Here is a 4,313-nt window from a genome sequence, read left to right as displayed (position 1 = left end):
CTCCCTGCTCCAGCGTGGCCAGGGATCTGACCGAAATCGGTAACAGCCGGGCAAAGTCTTTCTGCCTCAGTTGCAGCTGTTTCCGTAAGTCGGCAACGCGGTTCCCAGCGAGAGCTCTTCCCGCCGGTCCCCCTTTCGCGTCCCGCTCTTTCACAGCTTTGGTCCTCGCAGTGGCCCTGCGACGGTTACTTGCCGACATTCGTATTTTCGTCCTCGTCTCAGATTCCCGTGAACACAGAATTCTGAAGCACACCTGTACTGTCCGAAAAAGAGGTCTCTTCAATCTTCATCGACCGAAGGATGCTCAGGTATAGATTGGAAAGTGGCGTCTTGGGCTGATTCCAATGAGCACCATGTCTCAGCCCCATATTTGCGCCTCCTGCGACAAGAGTCGGCAGATTCAGCGGATTGTGCGTCGTGCTGGCGCCACTGCCGAACAGCACGATCGTATTGTCGAGCACGTTGCCGTTCACATCCTGATACTGCCGCAACCGCTGCATGAAATACGCCAGTTGCTCACTCAGGAACAAGTCGTACCGTGCGAAGCTCATCTGCCCGTTCTTGTCCTCGGCATGTGACAAACTGTGGTGGGTCGCCTTGAGTCCCAGTTTCACAGGGAAGGTATCACTGACCCCCATCCCGTCTTCACGGTTCAGCATGAAGGCGACCGAACGAGTGATATCCGCGTCGAACGCCAGAGCGATCAGATCGAACATGTTGCGGTAATACTCACGCGGTTCCCCCTCGGACGTTGCGTCGAGATTCAGATGGGAGTAATCCTGCGGCTTGATCGGGATGTCGATCCACTTTTCGGACGCGACCAGTCTCGCCTCAATCTCATCGAGTGCCGTCAGGTACTGATCCATTTTTTCCCGGTCGGACTGGCCAAGTTGCTTGTTGAGCGTTTTCGCATTCTCAAGCACCGCATCCACCAGCTTGATCCGTCGCTGAAGCTGAGCACGTTGCGTGGCGAGCGACGCCCGGTCACCCCGAAACAGACGATCAAACACGCGACGCGGATTGTTCTCGGCCGGGATCGGTTTTCCTTCGAGGTTGTAGGAAATCGTGCCGGTCCGCGAGAGGAAGCCGACACCCGCATCAATCGACAGCACCAGCGACGGCTGACGACAGTACTGTTTCGTGTGCAGCGCAACGACCTGATCCAGCGCCACGGAGTTGTAGGTTCCCGGCTTTGGATTGTGCAGCGGCGCCCCGGTCAGCCACATGTCCGAACAGAGATGCGGGTCCGCCTTGGTTCCATTCGGATGGTACAGCCCGCTGATAAAGCTGAGCTGTTCGCGGAAGGGACGAAGCGGCTCCGTCGACTTTCCAAACTCGAAGTCGCGTCCTGTCTGTTTGGGAAACCAGCTCCACTCATCAATTCCGTGCGAGGGATTGGGAAGTGACATCCCGTTGGCGGTGTAGATGGCGCAAAACCGGCGAGGAATCTCCTGGGCCGCTTCCTTGCCCATCGCCTCCAGTAACGGAAGTGACAACGTCACTCCGGCAAGTCCCTTAAGCACCGCGCGACGATTCAGTTGTACTGCTGAGCCCATGTTCTGCATCCGGTTTTGTAAGGAGACTGCCAGCCTGTTGTTTTATTTTTTGAGAAACAGATCACTCTTCACGATCAGGCGGATCATATCGTGCATCCGATAGTCGTTGGACCTTAACTTTTTCCCATGTTCCCGAATCGATTCGGTTTCGTTGTACGTCAGACTGCGTCCCACGGCATAGCACGCCAGGTGCCGCATGAATCCAAAGGCAATCTGATCAATTCGGTCCGTTGCGAAATAGTCCTTGAGTCCATTCAGGTCAGACACTTCGGTCCCGTCAGGAAGTGTCGAACGGGGGTCACTTTTTCCCGAAGACTTGAGCAGGCCTGCGGCGTCAAACTGCTCAAAGGGGAATCCCCACGGATCGATCCCTTCGTGACACTTCGCACACCCCTGCTGGTTGCGATGCCGCTCCAGCTTCTCACGCAGCGTGAGCGGGCTCCCCTCGTCTTCCGGTAGTTGCGGAACATTCGGTGGTGGATCAGCCGGTGGTTCGCTGATGATCTTCCGCGCAACCCAGGCCCCTCGTTTGATCGGGTTCGACTCACGACCGTTACTGAGTCCTGCCAGAATCCCCGCATTCGTCAGGACCCCTCCCAGATCTGTTCGTCCGTGCGGGATCGGGACAAATTGAAAACCACTTTCTATGGAACCACCCAGACCGTAATAGCTCGCCACGACTTCGTTCGCCACGATGAAATCCGACGTCACGAGCTGGCGGAGCGGCAGATTATTCTCAATCAGATACGCGACGAATCGGACAGGCTCCTGCCTGAGCTGCGTCTTGACGTCCCGCGTTAATCGCGGAAACTGCTGCGAATCCACGGCCACCACATCCAGCTTGTCCAGGCTGAGCCACTGAGAAACGAACTCGCTGAGGAACTGCTCGAATCGAGGATCACGGATCATCCGATCGAGTTGGTCATCGAGCAATCCCGGCAACGTCCCGTCCGCAGCCCGCTCCAGCAACTCCGCATCCGGAGCCGTGTTCCACAGGAAATACGAAAGCTTCGAGGCGAGTTCGTACGCATCCAGGTCCTCTGGTTCGGGACTGGCACTGTTCTCGATCAGAAACAGGAACTGCGGCGACGTCAGGACGATCGTCAGCGCATCCTTGATGGACTGCCGCGCGTCCCCGGTCGCATCGAACGAACTCTGCCAGACGTTCAGGATCGCTGCTTCTTCCGCCTGGGTCACAGGTCGCCGGAAGGCCTTCGTCGCGAATGAGCGAATCACCCCCCGGGCCTGATCCATCGGCTGGTCCAGAGAGTTCACAGACGAGAAGATCCGTTGATGGGTCGCAGGTGGCCAGCTTTCAAAATACGGACCTTCGAACTCGATCGACTTCACGAGCAACCGAGGCATATCGCGTCCGTCGGTGTACTCACTGCGCACGCCGATTTCGCGGATCCCGGCCAGATAGTTCACGTTATCTTTTTCAACATCCGGACTGGGAAAGTCGTTGATCGCCCCTTCGAAAACGTAGGTTTGAAGTTCATCGGACTGCACACGTTGCGGTGCGCCGACAGACGTCAAGGTGCTGCCGCAGTCACGGCGCAGACCAAGATAAACGCCCAGGGAAGGAGATCGGTTCTCAAACTGCGAGAAACGCCTGGTTCGCTCACCCTGATCGTCCAGTCGATTCCAGACCAGCCGCTTCAATCGCGCCGGATCCCGATACCGCGCGTTGATCTTCAACTCCCCCGCAGGAAGACGCGCCAGCAGAAATGCGGCAGCAACTTCGTCTGCGTTCCCGTCCCCCTTCAAGTCGATTTTCCGTTCGTTCAGGTGTCCCGCCACCTGCCGTTCACCGAACTGCAGTTGTAATTCGCCCGGTGAGCCCCCCGGAGCACAGTAGACATCAAGCTGGTAGACTCCCGGCTCGGGGATGACAATCGTCGTTTCCGGCGACATCGAAACATCGGCGGTGACCGCGCTGGTCCCGGCCGGTTCAACAGGCGACCCCGCATCCAGCAGCAGGGCATCCCGATACCGTGCGGCACGGACCGTCACCCGAAAATTACCGGAGTCGGGCAATTCCCGCAGTGAAATCTTGAAATTCGCCATCGGGCCATACGTGTTCGACTGGCCAAAGATTTCGGGACTGGGGATCGCAGGACGCAGAAGCAGCCCCTCGGGCACAGCCTGATGTGCCCGCCCTTTCGGATAACCCGGCGTCCCCCGGACGCAGGCGAACACGGCGTGATAGATGCTATCGAACTTTCGCCATTCACGAATCGTGTCGTTACCGACGTAACCTTCAATAAAGTCGAATGTCGTCCGCATGGCGAAAGGCTCAAACACGAACGGCTTGGCCGGCGTTAGCTCTGTGACCGTGAAGTCTGCATTGTTCAGCAAGTCGCTGTTGGCCCCCAGTACAAGATTGTCAGGACAAGGGCTGGGATTGATCGCCGCCCCCAGATCCATGCGAAAGTTCTGAATCACGGGCGGTCTGTTTTCATCGACAATGCAAAGGTCGAGTCCCTTTTGTGCAATTTCGAAGTACGTTTCCACCTGCAAGGGAGACAACACCATCGTGTGACTCTGATTGGTGAAACCTTCCTTGGAAATCCCATCCGGGGGCAAGGAATCGGTCAGATCCTCCTGCAAACCCAGCAGGTCTTTGAGCGTGTTGCGATACTGCGAGACCGTCAACCGGCGAATGGAACCATTCTTCGCCACGTCGCGCGCCCGGGCCGCAGAAACGGCCGCATCAATCCATTCGCTGACACTCCGCCGCTCCGCGTCGCTCAATTG

General features: G+C 57.4%; 3 protein-coding genes. All 3 read right to left on the bottom strand.

Features of this window, described 5'->3' with window-relative positions:
- A partial coding sequence (locus tag VGE80_RS08860) for a hypothetical protein (protein ID WP_440592402.1) occupies positions 1-199 on the bottom strand: 199 nt, incomplete at its 3' end.
- A 19-nt stretch (positions 200-218) separates the two neighbouring features.
- Positions 219-1,556: a DUF1552 domain-containing protein gene (locus tag VGE80_RS08855; RefSeq protein WP_373649055.1), complete on the bottom strand. Its 1,338-nt coding sequence runs from the start codon at positions 1,554-1,556 to the stop codon at positions 219-221.
- 42 nt (positions 1,557-1,598) lie between these two features.
- Positions 1,599-4,313 (bottom strand): DUF1592 domain-containing protein (locus tag VGE80_RS08850; protein ID WP_440592401.1); only part of this gene is annotated, 2,715 nt, incomplete at its 5' end.

Origin of the sequence: Schlesneria sp. (assembly GCF_036405755.1) — a bacterium.
Taxonomy (GTDB): domain Bacteria; phylum Planctomycetota; class Planctomycetia; order Planctomycetales; family Planctomycetaceae; genus Schlesneria; species Schlesneria sphaerica.
Note: the sequence above shows the minus strand (reverse complement) of the source record. Positions and strands in the feature narration are given on the sequence as shown.